At 39.5% G+C, this 18,402-nt stretch carries 16 protein-coding genes and 3 tRNA genes; 12 read left to right on the forward strand and 7 right to left on the reverse strand.

Going from position 1 to position 18,402, the window contains the following annotated elements; all coding sequences use genetic code 11:
- Positions 1-283 precede the first annotated feature (283 nt).
- From E0H94_RS14140 to E0H94_RS14150, 3 genes are all read left to right on the forward strand, one after another.
- Positions 284-1,273 (forward strand): LysR family transcriptional regulator, encoded by a 990-nt coding sequence (locus tag E0H94_RS14140; RefSeq protein ID WP_016166891.1) that lies wholly within the window; start codon positions 284-286, stop codon positions 1,271-1,273.
- A gap of 129 nt (positions 1,274-1,402) precedes the next feature.
- Complete coding sequence (locus E0H94_RS14145) at positions 1,403-2,731, forward strand: hemolysin family protein (protein WP_131327101.1); 1,329 nt, start codon at positions 1,403-1,405, stop codon at positions 2,729-2,731.
- A gap of 229 nt (positions 2,732-2,960) precedes the next feature.
- Positions 2,961-4,301: a CitMHS family transporter gene (locus E0H94_RS14150; protein ID WP_131327102.1), complete on the forward strand. Its 1,341-nt coding sequence runs from the start codon at positions 2,961-2,963 to the stop codon at positions 4,299-4,301.
- A gap of 63 nt (positions 4,302-4,364) precedes the next feature.
- Here E0H94_RS14150 and E0H94_RS14155 read toward each other — a convergent pair whose 3' ends face one another.
- From E0H94_RS14155 to E0H94_RS14165, 3 genes are all read right to left on the reverse strand, one after another.
- The gene (locus tag E0H94_RS14155; protein ID WP_131327103.1) at positions 4,365-4,871 is read right to left on the reverse strand and encodes a hypothetical protein; all 507 of its coding nucleotides are present in this window, start codon (positions 4,869-4,871) and stop codon (positions 4,365-4,367) included.
- A 159-nt stretch (positions 4,872-5,030) separates the two neighbouring features.
- Complete coding sequence (locus E0H94_RS14160) at positions 5,031-6,023, reverse strand: NAD(P)H-quinone oxidoreductase (RefSeq protein WP_131327104.1); 993 nt, start codon at positions 6,021-6,023, stop codon at positions 5,031-5,033.
- Positions 6,024-6,171: 148 nt separating this feature from the next.
- On the reverse strand, positions 6,172-7,353 hold the full coding sequence (locus tag E0H94_RS14165; protein WP_131327105.1) for a S1C family serine protease: 1,182 nt from the start codon (positions 7,351-7,353) through the stop codon (positions 6,172-6,174).
- A 167-nt stretch (positions 7,354-7,520) separates the two neighbouring features.
- Here E0H94_RS14165 and E0H94_RS14170 point away from each other — a divergent pair, with 167 nt between their 5' ends.
- The 8 genes from E0H94_RS14170 (at position 7,521) to E0H94_RS14205 (ending at position 11,358) form a co-directional block, all read left to right on the forward strand.
- Positions 7,521-8,279: a Nif3-like dinuclear metal center hexameric protein gene (locus tag E0H94_RS14170; RefSeq protein WP_131327106.1), complete on the forward strand. Its 759-nt coding sequence runs from the start codon at positions 7,521-7,523 to the stop codon at positions 8,277-8,279.
- 179 nt (positions 8,280-8,458) lie between these two features.
- The gene (locus E0H94_RS14175; RefSeq protein WP_131327107.1) at positions 8,459-9,085 is read left to right on the forward strand and encodes a superoxide dismutase; all 627 of its coding nucleotides are present in this window, start codon (positions 8,459-8,461) and stop codon (positions 9,083-9,085) included.
- A gap of 147 nt (positions 9,086-9,232) precedes the next feature.
- Positions 9,233-9,308 (forward strand) — tRNA-Asn (locus E0H94_RS14180).
- 4 nt (positions 9,309-9,312) lie between these two features.
- A tRNA-Asn gene (locus E0H94_RS14185) sits at positions 9,313-9,388 on the forward strand.
- 174 nt (positions 9,389-9,562) lie between these two features.
- Complete coding sequence (locus tag E0H94_RS14190; RefSeq protein ID WP_227548644.1) at positions 9,563-9,826, forward strand: hypothetical protein; 264 nt, start codon at positions 9,563-9,565, stop codon at positions 9,824-9,826.
- 99 nt (positions 9,827-9,925) lie between these two features.
- A tRNA-Asn gene (locus tag E0H94_RS14195) sits at positions 9,926-10,001 on the forward strand.
- Between the two features lie 52 nt (positions 10,002-10,053).
- On the forward strand, positions 10,054-10,497 hold the full coding sequence (locus E0H94_RS14200) for a DUF2726 domain-containing protein (RefSeq protein WP_227548645.1): 444 nt from the start codon (positions 10,054-10,056) through the stop codon (positions 10,495-10,497).
- Between the two features lie 231 nt (positions 10,498-10,728).
- Complete coding sequence (locus E0H94_RS14205) at positions 10,729-11,358, forward strand: response regulator transcription factor (protein WP_131327109.1); 630 nt, start codon at positions 10,729-10,731, stop codon at positions 11,356-11,358.
- Positions 11,359-11,392: 34 nt separating this feature from the next.
- On the opposite strand, the gene ppk1 is transcribed toward E0H94_RS14205, so the two are convergent.
- Positions 11,393-13,474 (reverse strand): polyphosphate kinase 1, encoded by a 2,082-nt coding sequence (gene ppk1 / locus E0H94_RS14210; protein ID WP_131327110.1) that lies wholly within the window; start codon positions 13,472-13,474, stop codon positions 11,393-11,395.
- 130 nt (positions 13,475-13,604) lie between these two features.
- Complete coding sequence (gene mtgA / locus E0H94_RS14215) at positions 13,605-14,279, reverse strand: monofunctional biosynthetic peptidoglycan transglycosylase (protein ID WP_131327111.1); 675 nt, start codon at positions 14,277-14,279, stop codon at positions 13,605-13,607.
- A 78-nt stretch (positions 14,280-14,357) separates the two neighbouring features.
- On the opposite strand from mtgA, the gene E0H94_RS14220 reads away from it, so the two are divergent.
- Positions 14,358-15,176, forward strand: coding sequence for a rhomboid family intramembrane serine protease (locus tag E0H94_RS14220; RefSeq protein WP_131327112.1), 819 nt, complete (start codon positions 14,358-14,360; stop codon positions 15,174-15,176).
- 17 nt (positions 15,177-15,193) lie between these two features.
- Here the strand turns inward: E0H94_RS14220 and E0H94_RS14225 are convergent, their stop codons facing one another.
- Both E0H94_RS14225 and E0H94_RS14230 read right to left on the reverse strand, forming a co-directional pair.
- Positions 15,194-17,665 carry an ABC transporter permease gene (locus E0H94_RS14225; protein WP_131327113.1) on the reverse strand — a complete coding sequence of 824 codons (2,472 nt, stop codon included), beginning with the start codon at positions 17,663-17,665 and terminating at the stop codon, positions 15,194-15,196.
- Complete coding sequence (locus tag E0H94_RS14230; RefSeq protein WP_131327114.1) at positions 17,662-18,366, reverse strand: ABC transporter ATP-binding protein; 705 nt, start codon at positions 18,364-18,366, stop codon at positions 17,662-17,664. The genes E0H94_RS14225 and E0H94_RS14230 overlap by 4 nt, the downstream gene beginning before the upstream one ends.
- Positions 18,367-18,402 lie beyond the last annotated feature (36 nt).

The following is an 18,402-nucleotide window of genomic DNA, read 5'->3' on the forward strand; positions in this document are numbered from 1 at the left end:
AGTTTTTAAGTTTTTAAGTTTTTAAGTTTTTAAGTTTTTAAGTTTTTAAGTTTTTAAGTTTTTAAGTTTTTAAGTTTTTAAGTTTTTAAGTTTTTAAGTTTTTAAGTTTTTAAGTTTTTAAGTTTTTAAGTTTTTAAGTTTCATTTTTAGTCATTTTCCTTTACCATTCATTCGCAATTCGTTTCACCTCTCACCAGCTTTTTTCATCATATTTTCTACACAAGCCTTATCGCTTATGGCATAATCAACATAATTTCATAAGTTTATTCTTGGTATTTATTTTATGAATCTGGAGCGGGTCGACCTTAATTTACTCATTTATCTTGATGTATTATTGCGTGAAAAAAATGTCACGCGCGCAGCAGAACAATTGGGCGTTACCCAACCTGCAATGAGTAACATCTTACGTCGCCTTCGTAATCTCTTTAATGACCCTCTATTGATTCGTTCTTCCGAAGGTATGACCCCTACCGAACGTGCGCTTGAATTACAGCCACGAATTCGCGATGCGTTGTCAGACCTTTCCATGATTTTAGAACCACGTACAGAGTTCCGTCCTTATACCTCTAATCGTGTTTTTCGCATTATGACTTCTGACTATGCCGAGGCCACGTTGGTTCCTCGTTTAGTTAAAGCCTTACGCTCAGAAGCACCCAACGTCGTGTTGGACTTTTTAACTCCAAGTGACGTGTCCTATCGTGATATGGAACAAGGTAAAGTCGATTTAGCCATCAACCGATTTAATGAAATTCCGCAAAGTTTCCATCAAGTTTTAGTATGGCGTGACAGTTTTTCCTGCTTATTGAATGGTAAGCACCCTGCTGCATCAAATTTAAACTTAAAAAGTTATCTCGATGCGCAACATATTTGGGTGTCTAAAACAGGTATGGGTGTAGGTTTTGGGGTAAATCCTGAAAAACAAGCGGGCTTAGGTTGGATTGATCAAGCATTAGAACGTATCGGGCAAAAGCGTAAAATTTCTGTCTTTACCCGCCATTATCAAATGCCAGCACTATTAGCATCAAATGTCGATTTGATTGCAACTTTACCCACACGTATTGCGCGTCTACAAGCTAAGAGCCAACATTTACTAATCAAAGACCCGCCGTTCTACATTCCTGAATTCGAATTAAAAATGGCATGGTGTCCTCTGTTACATCATCATCCAGCACACCGTTGGTTACGCCAGTTAATTTTATATGTCGCTCGTCAAATGATCGAAGAAGAAAATCGTGAATTTTTATTAAATAACTCACAATTTTCACACTATTAATTAGATTTTTCTTAAATTCTTCTTTTTTAAGATTATACTGTGAGCACTTCGGGCATAATTCGATTATTCCCCTAGTGCTTTTTTGTGTTAAAAATATTTCATAATAATGATGATCCGCAGGTGGATTTCGTGAGTCTCTTCCAGAATATTATAATCATCGCACTTCTGATTACAGGGGCGGGATTTCTGTCTCTGACTGAAATTGCACTTGCCGGTGCGCGCAAAGTCAAATTGAAAATTCTGGCCGAAGCTGGCGAAGAGCGAGCGCAAAAAGTTTTAGATTTGCAGGAAAATTCTGCTGATTTTTTTGCAGCCTCTCAAATTGGTCTAAATGCAGTAGCAATTTTGGGCGGTATTTTAGGTGAAGGGGCTTTTCGACCTTACTTCATGAGTTTTGTGTCTCGTTTTTACTCAGGTGCTTGGGCGGAAAGTATTAGCTTTGCTCTTTCTTTTACCTTAGTCACCTCACTCTTCATTTTATTTGCCGATTTAATGCCAAAACGTTTGGCCATGATTGCACCTGAAAAAATTTCTATTGCAGTCATTAACCCCATTCAAGTCTTTATTAAAGTTTGCAAACCTTTGGCTTGGATCATTAACTCTTTAGCTAACCTACTGTTTCGTTTGTTCAAAGTGAATACAATACGTGACGACAATATCACCTTTGACGATATTTCTGCGGTCATGGATGCTGGTGCTCAAGCTGGCGTATTATTAAAGCAAGAACATCACTTTATTGAGAATGTACTTGAACTTGAAGAACGTAATGTTCCCTCAAGTATGACCACACGTGAAAATGTCATTTACTTTACTTTAAATGAGGCAGAGGACAGCATACGTCAAAAACTGGCTGAATATCCCTATTCAAAGTTCGTTGTCTGTAGTGAAAATATTGATGATGTGATTGGCTATGTCGATGCTAAAGACATTCTGGTTCGTATTCTGAATAATCAATCTTTACTGCAACTCAATGAAAGTACCATTCGTAATGTCTTAACTATTCCAGACACGCTGACCTTATCTGAGGTTCTAGATCGTTTCCGCTCAACCAAAGAAAAATTTGCAGTGGTGATCAACGAATATGCCCTAGTGGTAGGTGTCATCACGCTGTCAGATATTATGATTACGGTCATGGGTGATTGGGTTACCCCTATTGAAGCAGAGCAACAAATTATCAAACGCGACGATAATTCATGGCTGATCGATGGCAGCACCCCAATTGAGGATATGAAGCACGCTCTCGAAATTGATGAAATGCCTGATGAAAAAAATTATGAGACGCTGGCTGGCTTTATGATGTACCGCTTACGTAAAATTCCACGCCCTGCAGATGTGGTACTTTTTGGTGGTTATAAATTTGAAGTAGTGGATGTTGATCATTTTAAGATTGACCAACTGCTAGTGACTCGCCTACTTCCAGAGCCAAAAGACTCAAATGACACGGAACCGCAAGAATAAAGGTTAGCTAGGTCTTACTTTCTAAGCCTTGCACATCATGCAAGGCTTTTTTTGCACCCAATCCATACCAATTTTGTACTCTGACATACTTTATCGATATATATTATTTATTAGAAAAATAGAATAAAAAATACCATTTGTTAAATAATCTTTAAAAATCACCATTACTTGAATACTATCAATTTCACTCAAATATTAAATAAAACTATCACACTCAAAGGACTGATCCATGCTGACTATCTTAGGCTTGGGCATGATTATTTGCTTTATGTATTTAATCATGTCCAAGCGTTTGAGCGCTCTTGTCGCTTTAACTTTAATTCCAATTCTTTTTGCATTAATTACGTATGCTTTAAGCTTCTTTGTTGACAGTCTAGCAGGATTTAATATTTCAGAATTAGGCAACATGATGATGGAGGGGATTAAGAAACTTGCCCCGACGGGTGTCATGCTGTTATTCGCTATTCTTTATTTTGCCATCATGATTGATACAGGCTTGTTTGATCCATCTGTGAAATGGATTTTAAAACAAGTCAAAGGCGACCCTCTGAAAGTAACTTTAGGGACAATCACATTAACCTTGATTGTGTCATTAGATGGTGATGGTTCAACGACTTATATGATCTGTGTTGCTGCGATGCTACCACTGTATAAACGTATTGGCATGAGCCCTTTGATTATGGCGTGCTTAATGATGCTTGCCAGCGGCATCATGAATTTAACTCCATGGGGTGGACCAACGGCGCGTGCTGCAACTGCACTACACGTAGACCCGAATGATGTATTCGTACCCATGCTATTTCCAATGTTTGTCGCAATTATCTGGTTATACTTCTTAGGTTTTATGTATGGTCGCATGGAACGTAAACGTATTGGGATCGTCGAATTAGATATTAGTCATGGAGATAGCATTCAAATCTCTCAAGTCCCTGAAGCAAACCGTCATCATCTGCGTGTATTTAATGCGGTGTTAACTCTGGGACTCATGTTTGCCTTAATCATGGGTATTTTACCTGCACCAATTTTGTTTATGGTCGCATTGTGTATTGCGCTGATTGTGAATTATCCAGATTTAGATATGCAAAAGCGTTTAGTTGGCAATCACTCTGCAAGTGCATTGGCGGTGGTCGGTATTATTTTTGCCGCAGGTATATTTACAGGTATTCTTTCAGGCACTGGCATGGTCGATGCTATGTCCAAACAATTGGTAGCAATTATTCCTCCAAGCATGGGACCTTATCTAGCACCCATCACTGCTGTGATTAGTATGCCGCTCACCTTCTTTATGTCAAATGATGCCTTCTATTTTGGTGTACTACCCGTATTGTCCGAAGCCGCTGGGCATTATGGCATTAGCCCTGCAGAAATGGCTCGCGCTGCAATTGTTGGACAACCTGTACATCTATTATCCCCTTTGGTTCCATCGACTTATTTATTGTGCGGACTTGCAGGAATCAATTTTGGCGAACACCAAGAGTTCACAATTAAGTGGGCTGTTATTACTTGCTTAGTTATGTTGGTCACTGCTGTAATTTTTGGAATCTTTCCACTTTATTCAACACTTGGATAAAAACTGCTAATAAAAAAGAGCATCTCATGGTGCTCTTTTTTATTTTCATTGCGCATTAAAAGATTAATACTTTTCTAATAAAGCCTCTAAAACAGCTTGATAGTGAATCAAAATGTCATCTTCTAGAATTTTGTAGGCATTGTCGAACTGCACCATTGGCCAACCCTGTTTCCAGAATGGGAAAATATTATGCAAATCTTCTGTCACCATCGCTTCTTCACGGGTAATTGCTTGTGCAATTTGCGCCAGAACTTGTGCTGTTTCAGCACCATCAATGGCTAAATAATCAATCCCTTGCGCTTTTAAAATACGAATACGGTCTTTTTTATAACGAATTTTTTTTGCTTGAGTTGAGTTCAAATGTAACGCCAATGTTACCGCTTCAACAAATTTCTCTTCAAAAGATTGATGTAATGCTACTAAAGCCTGTTTATGTGCTTCCTGACGTCCAGCCTTGCCTCCATCACGAATGATTTGATTGGCTTCAACATTGAGCTTATCGTTTTTCATAGATTTTAAGATGTCTAAAATTTCGATATCACTTAATTGCTCAGGAGATTGTTCAGTCATGCACTGCTCATTTACATTAAAAGGAATCTACTATTCTCTCATATTTCCAACATAAAGAGCAGTCTTTACTTCATGCGTAGGTATGAACATGAAGAGAAGCTTCAATATATGCGTATTACAGAATATTCAAGCTTACTTCATGATCAATAACTCAATAGGTTAAATCACTTCAACCACAATTTTACCAATATGCTCACCTGTATCCATAGCACGATGTGCATCTTGAATTTGGTCAAATTTAAAAGTTTTATAGATCATTGGAATGCATTGACCTTGCTCTAACAACGGCCAAACATGCTCTTGCAAACCTTGGCGAATTTCTGCTTTTTCGGCCGTATTACGCGCACGCATGGTCGAGCCTGTAATCGTCAAACGCTTCATCATAATTTGACCGAGCTTAACCTCTTTGGCTTTTGCCCCTCCCAGAAACGCAATGTAGACCAAACGACCATCTTTACGTAATAAGTTCAGGTTTTGTTCTAGATACGGTGCACCCACAATATCTAAAATAACATCAACCCCAGCTTGTGCTGTTTTTTCCAGAATATAACTTTCGAAATTTTGCGTTTTATAATTAATTGCATCCGTTAAGTGAGCAATGGCGTGAACTTTTTCATCTGAGCCAACCGTTGCAAAGGTTTTAAGCCCCAGTGCATTACACAGCATTAATGCTGTGGTACCAATACCACTTGTGCCACCATGAATCAGCACCGTTTCTCCTGCTTTGGCTTTCCCCATTTGAAATACATTGGCCCATACCGTAAAAAATGTTTCTGGAATTGCCGCAGCCTGCACATAGCTTAAGCCTGTTGGAATGTTTAAAGTTTGGCTTTCAGGGATAACACAATATTCGGCATAACCACCACCATTGGTTAAACCACACACCTGATCACCGACTTTAAACTTCTGCACTGCGGAACCGACTGCAACGACTTCACCTGCAACTTCCAAACCCGGTACAGGAGTCACACCTTTTGGCATCGGATATAAACCTTGACGCTGTAAAATATCTGGACGATTTAATCCAAAAGCATGTACCTGAACCAAAACTTCGTCGGCTTTAGGTTCTGGCACATCAGTTTGCTCAATGGCTAATTTTTCTGGTCCACCTACTTCGGTAATCACTACCTGATGCATCATTGGATTTGTCATGACTTTTCCTTATATTGCTTTATATTCTCACGCTGTATTTGACCACAAACATTTAAATGAATGAAGTAAAACGTCCTCATCAATTCGCTTAATGTCGTTGACTCTAGCCATAAAAAAAGCCCCTTTTCAGGAGCTTTTTTTAAAATATTTATCTTTTCGGTAACGGAATATATTGTGAATCCGAATTTTGAACTTTACGTTCGCCAACCACTACATCCAAACTTAATGGTTTACCCCCACGTTCGACTTGAATTTTGATGGTACTGTTCGGTGCCTGTAGTGCCACATAATTAATCAAATGCGATGCCGAGGTAATTTTTTCCTCATTCACTTGAGTAATTTTATCGCCTTTTAATAGTCCTGCTTGAGCTGCTGGCCCATTTTTCAGCACGTCTGCAACAACCACACCCGCTTGTTTCGGTTCAATAATATTTTCTTGCTGTACAGGCATTAAACTAATACCCAACCAACCACGAACCACACGACCATCTTTCAAAATTGAATTAAGCACTTGCTGACAGATTTTTGCAGGAATCGCAAAACCTATCCCCAGTGAGCCACCTGATTGTGAGAAAATAGCAGTATTGACCCCAATTAAATTGCCTGCCACATCAATCAAGGCTCCCCCTGAGTTACCAGGATTAATCGCTGCATCTGTTTGAATAAAGTCTTCATAAGTATTAATGCCTAAATCTGAACGCCCTGTCGCAGAGATAATCCCTTGCGTTACAGTTTGACCGACACCAAATGGATTACCAATCGCTAGGACCACATCCCCCACTTCATTGCCACTCAGCTTAAAGGGTAATACTGGCAATTTATCTAACTCAATTTTAATCACAGCTAAATCAGTATCAGGATCTGTACCAATAATTTTTGCTGCAGCACGTCGACCATCTTGTAGTGCAACAATAATTTGATCAGCCTGAGAAACCACATGATTATTCGTCAAAATATAACCATCTGGGTGAACAATCACCCCAGAACCCAGACTATTTTCATTTTGTTCAGGATTTAATTGCTCTGGAATTTGGTTACCAAAAAACTCTCTAAATGCTGGATCATTCATGAGGGGGTGATCAAGTTGTTTGACTTTCTGTGTGGTAAAAATATTGACCACCGCTGGTGCAGCAACTTTTACCGCAGCACGATAAGATACGACCCCACCCGTTCTAGAAGTATCGATCAGTGGTTCAACTTTTTCAGCAGGCATTTTTACGCCATCGGGAGCAACAGGCGCTTTTGGTTTTTGGTTTTGTTGCCATGCAATAAAACCGATAATGACAATAATGAGTAACACCCAAGGTAACCATGTAAAGGTCCGGCGCACGTTTCTATCCTCTTAAAATGTTTTAATTTATTAATAACGAAGAATTTATATTTATTGTAAAGGCAAATACAGTTCGATACACAAAATTCATGCAAGAGTTTTGTGATGCTTTAGTTACAATTGAAACTATGTTTTGATGATATTAATTCGTAACTTAAGAGATTTTTATGGCGACCCTGCAAGAAATTTTACACTGGTGTAATGACACGTTAAAAACTCAAGAGTTTAAAGACTATGCGCCCAATGGTTTACAAATTGAAGGACGCTCTGAAGTTAAAAAAATTCTCTGTGCCGTCACGGCATCTCAAGAGGCAATTGATGCTGCGATTGCACAGCAAGCTGATCTACTTTTAGTGCATCATGGTTATTTTTGGAAAGGTGAACCCTACCCCATTACGGGTATGCGCGGTAAACGCATTAAATCATTGATCAAAAATGATATTTCATTGGTGGCTTATCACCTACCTTTAGATTCACACCCAATACTCGGCAATAATGCTGCAATTGCTGAAATTTTAGAACTGGAACATATTGAGGCTTTAGATGCTTCAGAACGCCATCCTATCGGCAATATTGGTTATTTAAAGCAAGCGCTTTCTCCTGAAGTGTTTAAGCAGCTACTTACAGAACGCTTAGGCTTTCAAACCATTCATTTAAATGCTGATAAAAAATCCATTCAAAAAGTGGGCTTCTGTACAGGTGCAGCGCAAGACTTTATTGGCAAAGCTGCTGAACAACTTTGTGATGCCTACATATCTGGAGAAGTCAGCGAACGAACGTATTATGAAGCCAAAGAATTGGATGTACATTACTACGCTTGTGGACATCATGCGACCGAACGCTATGGTGTACAACGCTTAGGTCAAGCTATTTCAGAACAGTTTAATCTTGAGTATAGTTATTTCGAATTAAACAATCCGATTTAATTTTGGTTTGGTAAATTTTCCTTACTTAAAATATGGATTTAAAGTATTTTTTATATACGTATAAATTCGAGCTTTATTCTGTATTGTTATTTAAAAGTATTGCGCAAATTTAGCCTAGAATCCATTACAATAGTGCCACTTAAATGTCAAAACCCAGCAAAATGCAAGGAATTGAAATCATGACAACGATCACTTTACCAGCACTTCCATATGGCTATGAAGATCTTGCTCCTCATATCAGCAAAGAAACTTTAGAATACCATCACGACAAACACCACAATACTTATGTTGTTAACTTAAACAACTTAATCAAAGGCACTGACCTTGAAGGTAAAACTTTAGAAGAAATCATCCAAGCTTCTGCTGGTGATGCAGCTAAAGTAGGTGTTTTCAACAATGCAGCTCAAGTTTGGAACCACACGTTCTACTGGAACTGTATGGCTAAAAACGGTGGCGGTAAAGCAACTGGCGCATTAGCAGCAAAAATTGATGAAACTTTTGGTTCATACGAAAAATTTGCTGAAGAATTTGCTGCTGCAGCAACAACTCAGTTCGGTTCAGGCTGGGCTTGGTTAGTGGCTGACGAAGTAAATGGCGCACTTTCTATTATGAAAACTGCAAATGCAGATACTCCACTTGCTCACGGTAAAGTTGCAGTATTAACCATTGACGTTTGGGAACATGCTTACTACATCGATTTCCGCAATGCTCGTCCTAAATACATCACAACTTTCCTAGAAAGCTTAGTGAACTGGGACTATGCAAATGCTAAATATGCAGGTCAAGCTGCTGGTGTTGAAAAATAATTTTTATTTTTCTGCATAAAAAATCACCCTTTACGGGTGATTTTTTCATTTTTAGGCTTTAACTGAATAATTATAAATCAAATAAAACAATTATCTTCAGGAACGGGTTGACGACTCCCACTTTCATCCCTAAAATGCGCATCAGATTCTCCAATAGCTCAGTCGGTAGAGCGACGGACTGTTAATCCGCAGGTCCCTGGTTCGAGCCCAGGTTGGAGAGCCACTATTCTTCCATAGCTCAGTCGGTAGAGCGACGGACTGTTAATCCGCAGGTCCCTGGTTCGAGCCCAGGTGGAAGAGCCAAGATTCTAAAAAACCCACACATTATGTTGTGGGTTTTTTATTGCCTATATTTTAAAATCAATCTAATTCCAAATTGTAATTCCGTTGCATTTTGAATATCTTCACTACATAACAACAGCACAGAGAATAAGAATGAATCTACCTTGGCTAAAATCCCTAATTTTTTGGATTATTATGATTGTGGTTATTTTTGCTGCCTTTCAATGCACACAAAAGTCTGAAAATAATAAGTCTGCTTCTGCCCTGATGTACGAACGCTTATATCAATGTAGTCGTGACTTAGCTGGGAAAAATCCAACCGTATTAACAGCTATCCAAAAGCAAATTCGTACCGATATGACTCAACAAGAACTCATGCAGTTGATCAATTCATGTCGCCAGGCCAATCCCCTCAAGACACAAAGCACTTATATTGACGCAATACAGCGTATTAAATAATCTATTTGTCTATTTTTAATTCATTTAACTGAAAATATTGGAATTTTTTAACTTTTTGCTTGACCACTTGCACTTAGCCCCCTAAAATGCGTTCCAGATTCTCCAATAGCTCAGTCGGTAGAGCGACGGACTGTTAATCCGCAGGTCCCTGGTTCGAGCCCAGGTTGGAGAGCCAAGATTCTAAAAGCCCACTCACTTTGTAGTGGGTTTTTTATTGAGTTCAATTTGTGTTTACATCAATTCAAGCGCTATTTTTTATTATTGGCTGTCTGGCAAGTTTTTTTTTGCTTCTGATGCTATTGCAACATTTATTTTTGAATCGGCAGCAATTTTATCAAAAACCTCTCATTACAGCCTTTGAACAAAAAATGTTTGTTCGACTGAATGAAGCACTGCCTGAACATCATATTTTGGCACAAGTCGCATTTAGTGCCCTGATTACCAGCAACAATTTCAAAATACGTCAACAATTCAATCGAAAAGTCACAGATTTTGTGGTGTTAAATCGCGATATGAAAGTTATTGCAATTGTTGAATTAGATGACCCTAGCCATATTGGTAAAGAAGATGAAGACCGTCAACGTGATTTAATGCTGACAGAAGCAGGTTATACAGTATTTCGTTATACCTCTATACCAAGTGCACGCGAACTACGCAAAGATTTACTTTAATTTTAGTTAAACAGCAATATTCATGAATATTTATTCTAATAAAAAAAATAATCTAAACAAATTACCTAAAATTTACAACAAAATTAAAACCATTTTCAATTAATATTTATTCAACAAATACTTACACTAGCAGCAGAGACAGAAAATCCCAATTTACAGGTATAGAACATTTTCAGTATTTGGAACACAGTCAAAAGATAATTGGATGCTCAAGTTTAGGACAAAAAAATAGTGAATGAGCTTTTACTCCCAGCACCCGTATTAATTCTCTCGGAAGAAATGAATTTAGACCTTCGCCTTAGAATATTATTGATGGAGTTAGGCTACCCTGCGCCGTTAATTCACTCTACGCCTTATTTAGATGATGCACTTGAAATCTATCGTTTACATTTACCCAATATTGTCCTAATCGATCTCAATTTTACGCAAGTGCCTTTACACGATCTAATACGCTCATTAAAAACTTATCATCCGTATGTGGTCATTATTTTGCTGGCGCCCAAAGGGCACACAGAGCAAATCTTCCGTGGAATTCAATCTGGCGCATATGGCTACTTTTTTATTGAGCAGACTGACCGTGAGATTTTGCAACAGATTAGAACCATTTTAAGGGGGGGTGCAACCTTACATGGCGAATTGGCACAATATATTCTCAATGCCCAGACTCAAAGCCAAACTCAACAATTCATCAACCCTTTTAAAGAAAGTCCAAACCAATTGTTCTCTAATGTCGAATTAGAAATTTTATCTTTGCTCGCAAATCAGTTAAATACTCGTGAAATTGCCCATAAATTAGGGATTCCTCTTTACAGCGTAGAAGGGCGTATCAAATCGATTTACCGGCATTTAAGTCATAAATAAAAAAGAGCCTACTTGAGGCTCTTTCTTTTGACTGTTATTTAATGATTTCTAACAAGGTACGTTGGGCATTATGCGGCACTTCCCCTTCTGCCACTTGAGCACGTACCCATGAACCATCACCTTGTAATAGCCATGCTTGTTGATTGTCTTTTAGATAAGTGAGTAAGCCCTGTAGATAAATCCGTTTTTTTAATGCAGGATCTTCAATTGGGAAACAAGCCTCCACACGATTAAATAAATTACGATCCATCCAGTCCGCACTTGAGCAGTAGATATGCGGATTACCATTATTACTAAAATAGTAAACCCGTGTATGTTCCAAGAAACGCCCAACGATAGAACGTACACGAATATTTTCTGACAAACCCGGTAGCCCAGGACGCAAACAACAAATAGAACGAATAATGAGGTCGATCTGCACACCCGCCTGCGAAGCTTCATACAGTTTATTAATCAACTGCAATTCAGTCAGGGCATTAACCTTCACAATAATCTGTGCTGGTTTTCCTGCTTTGGCATTGGCAATTTCCTCATCAATAAAATTGACCAACTGGGCATGTAAGGTAAATGGCGCATGCAAAAGCTTTTTCAGCTTTGCCATTTTGCCCATACCTGTTAACTCTTGGAAAATGCGATGTACATCTTCACACAGTTCTTTGTCAGTTGTGAGCAAACCGTAGTCGGTATAAATACGGGCATTGCCTGCATGGTAGTTTCCGGTGCCTAAATGAACATAACGTACCAATTTATTATTTTCACGGCGGACAACCAAAATCATTTTGGCATGCGTTTTATAGCCGACAATACCATACACCACCACAGCACCTGCTTCTTGCAAAACATTCGCCACTGCAATATTCGACTCTTCATCAAAACGAGCACGCAACTCAATCACCGCGGTGACTTCTTTGCCATTACGCGCTGCTTCTGCAAGTACTTGCACAATCTCAGAATCTGCTCCACTACGATACAACGTTTGCTTAATCGCAAGGACTTGTGGATCTCGTGCAGCCTCTCGTAACAAATTAATGACTGGCGCAAACGACTCAAAGGGATGGTGTAGTAAAATATCTTGCTTTTGCATCGCTGAAAAAATGTTTTCAGATTTTTTCAATACTTTAGGAATTACTGGGGTATGTGAATCATAGCGCAAATGCGGACGCTTAAAATTTGACAATAATCGTGCCAAATTTACTGGACCATCCACCTTATATAACTGCTCTTCTTCTAAGTCGAATTCATTAAGCAAGTAATCATAAATATGTTTAGGACAGTTTTCAGTGACCTCTAAACGTACTGCACGACCAAAACGACGCGAGTTTAACTCACCTTTTAACGCTTTCGCTAAGTCTTCTACATCTTCATTTAAAGCTAAGTCTGCATTCCGCGTTACTCGGAACTGATAGCAACCCGTTGCGGTCATTCCTGGGAATAGGTCGGAAACATGCTCATGAATAATGGCAGATAACATGACATGGTGTTCTTTGCCGCCCGTCAATTCATCGGGTAAACGTACAACTCGTGGCAATGAACGTGGTGCGGGTACAACAGCCAAATCAATTTGACGACCAAAGGCATCTTTACCTTCCAAAGTCACAATGAAGTTTAAGCTCTTATTGACCAAACGCGGGAATGGGTGTGCTGGGTCTAAACTAATCGGCGTTAATACTGGGGCAACCTGTTCTTGAAAATACTTTTTCACCCAAGAAGATTGAGCTGGGGTTAGCTCGCCACGACGCAAGAAACAAATGTCTTCTTCGCGCAGTTTCGCTAAAATTTCTTCATTTAAAATACGGTATTGACGTTCAATTGCAGCATGTGTCGTTTGCGAAATTTGCTCCAAAACCTGTTTTGGGGTTAGACCATCGGGGGTATGACTTTCATTGCCCAAATCCAACTGTTCCAACATGCCCGCAACACGAATTTCAAAGAACTCATCTAAATTTCTTGAAAAAATCAGCAAGAAATTCATGCGTTCTAGCAATGGATGCAACGGATCGACAGCTTGCTCAAGAACACGTAAATGGAAATCTAAAATAGAAAGTTCACGATTAATAAATCGATCATTATAAGTATATTCAACTGGCTCTAATGGAGTCTGTGCCGCCGTATTCATAATCAACCCATGATTTTAAGACGTTATCTGTATAGTCATAAGTATGCTTCAATTTTGTGACATTTTCATAAAAAAGCCCAAAATAATTTGGGCTTATGGTGCTTTATGCTTATCGCTGAATTAGGCCATATTAAGGTATTTGGCTATAACGCATATATTTACGAATCATTTTTTTACGAATTTGGACTTTTCGATCATTCTGATGATCTTGATAGTATTTCGGATTGGGTAAAATTGCAGCTAAAAATGCCGCTTGATCACGGGTTAAACTTCGCGCACTTTTACCAAAATAATGCTGTGTTGCAGCTTCAACCCCGTAAATATTTTCCCCGAACTCAACCGAGTTTAAATACACTTCCAGAATACGCTGTTTCGACCACATACGCTCCATCATCCAAGTAGCGACAGCCTCTTGACCTTTACGAATAAAAGAACGCTTATTGTATAAAAATAAATTTTTCGCCAATTGTTGAGAAATGGTCGAACCACCTGCAACCACTTTGCCTTTGTCTTGGTTACGTTCCAAAGCAAATTGCATACCTTCCCAATCAAATCCATGGTGATGCATGAATTTTCCATCTTCAGATGTGACCACAGCCCGTTTTACATAATCGCTGATTTCATCATAATCGCGCCATTTGTGCTGAATTGGTTTTGATGGTTCAGACCAGTAATCTAGACGCATGAACATCGTGGTTTCGACTGGATGTGTACGCCACCACACTAAACTACTAAAAATCCATAGCTGTACAAGTAGAATCAAACTGACAATGACTAACAAAGTTCGAACAAAAAAAGCTTTCATGTCAGTAAGTTGCTCCAAATATTTTCATTCTTTCGTGCTAAGCTTGATCAAAATATAGATTCAAAGTCAAACAATAGCATGTCTCATTCAACACCACCTTGGGTTCCAAGCAAACTGAATATGCAGGATTGGTGGCTCACAACCCTTTTGATTGCCATCAATGTCGGGTTATTTCTCTGGCAAATTTTCTCTGGAGTCAATGTCAGTGATCCAAGCCTAGCAGATGCCATACGCTGGGGAGCTGATTATGCACCTTTAACCTTTTTAGAGGAACCCATCCGTCTGTTCAGCAGCATGTTTTTTCATTTTGGTTTGATCCATTTAATGTTAAACATGTGGGCATTGTATATTTTTGGTAGTGTGGCTGAGCAACTCTTTGGTCGGTTCTATTATTTCATGCTCTATGTTGCCGCAGGATTAATGGGCAGTCTTTTTAGTGGTTATTTGGCAATACACGATACGATAAGTATGCTAAATCAGCAGGCGATTAATCCCGCGTTATTTCCACATGTGAGTGCTGGTGCCTCTGGTGCCGTGATGGGCTTAGGCGGTGCTTTAACCTTACTTTCTCTCTTTCCTGTTCTTGCACAACAACGCTTTATTCTAGATAAAAAAACCTTAATTATGGTCATGGGCATTAACTTGGTGATTGGACTCACGATCTCTGGAATTAATAATGCTGCGCATGTTGGCGGAATGCTCATAGGCGCAGTCCTTGCAGGTATTTGGTACCTATGCCAGAAGTGGCAAAAACCCGCCCTAAGCTTGATTTTGGGTACAACTGTAGCAGTCGCGAGCTGCTGGTTTCTATATCAGTATTGCCTGCAACAAGTTCAACTGATTCAACCGATTTGGGCTGAATTATTACAGGCCATGCGTCAACGCTACCATTTTTAAAGACAGAGAGATGAATCTTAAGATTGATTCATCTCTCTTAAACTTTGTAAAGGCGGTATATCACAGAGATAACTCAAACGATAACGCCCAATCAGTGCGCACAATAACATCATGCTCACGGGTAAAATCAACCAAATCTCCCAATGGGCTTGAATGCTTAGGTTCATTCGATAACTGGCAATTGCACTGATCAATTCGGCAAAGAAACAAGCCACAATACCCGCAAGTAACCCCATAAAGCCAATTTCCAGTGTCAGCATATTTTTGAGCATACGTTTGGAACTACCAAATGAACGAAGTAAAGCCACTTCCCTTTTTCGCTCATCCATCAATAAATTAAGACAGGCAATTAAGACCAAAATGCCTGCAAGGCTGACCAGTGCAGCCAGAATGGTGACGACTTGTATCAATACATTCATCAAGCGCTTAATTTCATCCAGTATTAAACCCACATCAATAAAGACCGTGTTACTAAATTGCTGAATCAATTGAATCATTTTTGGCTTGTCTTGCTCTGGGACATAAAAACTCCCCAAATAACTGCCTGCATTTTCATCCAACGTCTGCGGTGAAAAAATAAAGAAAAAGTTTGGGCTAAAACTTTCCCATTCAACTTCTCTTAAATTGACTACTTTGGCGTGTAGTATGCCTTCAGGCAAACTAAAGCTTAACCGATCACCCACCTGTATACCCAACTCTGCCGCGGTTTTCGCCTCGACAGAAACTTCTCCGACATGGGTAAATTTTGCTTGCCCTTGCACAATCTTATTGTCTGTTGGCAAGCTGCTACTTTGCGTCAGGTTTAACTCACGGCGTAATGAATTGTTCTGCTTGACCAATTGTTCTGAAAAAGGTTGTTCATTTTTTGCGACTAATCGACCGCGAATATTGGGATATAAAGGCGTGCTATTCCAGCCATGTGCCTGTAATTGCTGTTTAAACTGGGGGACATCAAATGGCGGCAAACCATACACAAATTGATTTGGTGTACCTTGTGGTAACTGTTGTTGCCAACGTTCTAACAAGTCTGTACGCAGGACTGCCAAGACTGTAATCAAGCTTAGTCCTAGTGCCAAAGCCGTAATCTGAAATGCAGTCTGATAAGGTACTTTAACATAAGCCGAAACCGCCATTTTTAAGCGTTTTAAAGCTTTTAAAACCAGCCAGACCAAAACATACAAAAGCGCACTTAGGGCAATAATGCCACCAATCACCAAGCTGGTTAATAGTAAATTCTCGGTCAGTATGAGACTAAAAATAAATAAACTCAGTGTACCCGACAGTAAGGTCCATAATAACACTTGCATAGACTGCGTTTGCTGACGAATCACTCGGATTGGCGGGGTGTACATCAATTGCCATAAATTAGGCAAAATAAAACCAGTTAACACCACTGCACTGGTCAATATGGCAATCGGCAATGGTCCTTTCAACATTGCCCATGCAGAAAATTGGAGCTGCAAATTCGGAATCAGTTGTAGCATAAGCTGTAACAACCCATACCCCAAAGCTATTCCGAGCAACACCCCAATCAAAATAGCAATACTTAATATAAGCAACAAAAGAGACGCGTAGACTTTTAAAATTTGGGCTTTGGAAGCCCCCATACAACGTAATAAAGCAATATAGTCTTGGTTTTGCTGTACATAACATTGACTGGTCAATGCAATAGCGATACCACACAGCAAAATGGTCAAGATATTTGCCAACTGTAAAAAGGTATCTAAGTTCTCAATCGGGCGCATCAAGCGCGTATTGCCTTCAGTGGCATTACGCAGTTTCAACCCATTGGCATCTTCAGCATTGACAGCGGTGGATGGTTGTTTTACTTGTAGCTGCTTAAATTGCGTTTGAAACTGTTGAATATTATTCGTATCACCCGCCATCAATAGACGGTAATCAATTCGGCTCCCGACTTGAATGGCATTGGTTCGTGCAATATCTTGTTGTGCAATCATCACTGTCGGTGAAAAACCCGAAAAACCAAGTTCCTGGTTGGAGTCATGTTGAATCTTTGCCGTAACTTTAAACGTACCATCTGCAATTTGAATTTGGTCTCCCAACTTTACCCGTAATAAGTCCATCACCCGTGGACTTAACCAAACTTCACCACTTTGAATCGCCTGCTGTTGAGGCTGAAGCTGTAACTGCCCTCGTAATGGAAAATGCGCATCAACAGCTTTCACATTCACCATGACAAATTGTGACTCAGTATGCGCCATAGAGTTAAACACAGTGACTTGCGACTGTTTTAAATGCAATGCAGTCGCCTGATCTTTCCAACGTTGTTCAATTTCTGACTGATCCGACAACACCAAATCTGCTGCCATCAGCTCTGCGGCTTGTAAAGTCACTGCATTCTGGATTTGCTCATTACTAAATTTCAGTGCAGTCGTCACACTAATCGCCAGTACCAAAGCAATAATCAGTAAATACATCCCACTACTTTTCAGACTTTGCTGCAATAAAGGTCGAAATAGAGCACTCATACCTGATCACCACCCTGCACGTGTTCATGCAACTGACCTTCAAATAAATGGAGATGGCGCTGACATTGTCTGGCCAATTTCAAATCATGAGTAACTAGCACCAAGGTGGTGCCCAGTTCCTGATTTAAAGCAAAGAGTAACTGCTCAATCTCTTTGGCTGTTTGGCTATCTAAATTACCTGTAGGTTCATCTGCAAAAATAATTTTAGGCTGGCTAATTAAAGCACGCGCAATCGCGACACGCTGTTGTTCTCCACCAGAAAGCACTTTTGGCGTTTGCTCTGCTTGTCGCTCTAACCCGACCTTTTTCAGCAATGTTAAAGCTTGTTGTTCTGCCTCCGCATATTGAAAATTAGCGTGCAAACGCAAAGGCAACATAACATTTTCTAATGCGGTCAAATGTGGTAAAAGCTGAAAAGATTGAAAAACAAAACCAATATATTTCAAACGGACAAGCGCTCGCTGTTCTTCATTAAGCGCAGAAATATTTTCTCCACAAACTGTTAATTCACCACCACTGGCTTGATCTAAAGTGGCCAAAATCCCCAATAAAGTCGACTTACCAGAACCCGAACGCCCTGTAATGGCAATTTGTTCACCTTCCATAATGTCGAGATTTAAATTTTCAAAAATTGAGAGACTTTTATCGGCAAGTTGTATTTTTTGTGTCAAATTCTGGGCAGAAATTACGGCTTGTGGCATGATAAATCTCTCTTCTATTGTGCTCAGGTTTTCGTC

Source organism: Acinetobacter sp. ANC 4173, assembly GCF_004331255.1.
Classification (GTDB): Bacteria; Pseudomonadota; Gammaproteobacteria; order Pseudomonadales; family Moraxellaceae; genus Acinetobacter.